Annotated in this window: 1 protein-coding gene; it reads left to right on the top strand. The window is 65.0% G+C overall.

Annotation, left to right across the window (positions count from 1 at the left end):
* Positions 1 to 75: 75 nt before the first annotated feature.
* The coding region (locus AC1D00_RS44730) for a pilus assembly protein N-terminal domain-containing protein (RefSeq protein WP_477015163.1) at positions 76 to 535 on the top strand (460 nt) is incomplete at its 3' end.

Genomic DNA, 535 nt, shown 5'->3' with positions numbered 1-535 from the left:
GAAGCGCGATGGCGTTTCGATCATTCGCTACGGTATCCCAAGCTCGACGGCGAAGGCACGATGAGGGCAGTCGATATGAAATGCAGGGCAGATTTGGCGACGATGCGAACCTCAATGGTCCGCGCCCTGTCGTTTTCGGCCGCTCTCGCGCTGGTGCTCAACCCGGCGCTGACCCCCGTGGTCGCCGCCGACTACCGCCCCGTGGCGCCGGTCGCGGCCGACGGCCAGATGAACGCGCGCTTCCTCTCCCTCGGCGTCGGCAAGTCCATCGTGATCGACCTCCCGCGCGACATCAAGGATGTGCTGGTCGCCGATCCCAAGATCGCCAATGCGGTGGTCCGCTCATCGCAGCGCGCCTACATCATCGGCGCCACGGTCGGCCAGACCAACATCGTGTTCTTCGATTCCGCCGGCCAGCAGATTGCGGCCTATGACATCGCGGTCAAGCGCGACCTCAACGGCGTGCGGGCGGCGCTGAAGCAAATCCTGCCCAATTCCGACATCCAGATCGACGGCCTCGGCGAAGGCGTCGTGC

Source organism: Bradyrhizobium sp. P2_E8, from assembly GCF_056403875.1.
The sequence above is the reverse complement of the archived record's forward strand: the minus strand, read 5'-3'. Positions and strand labels throughout refer to the sequence as shown.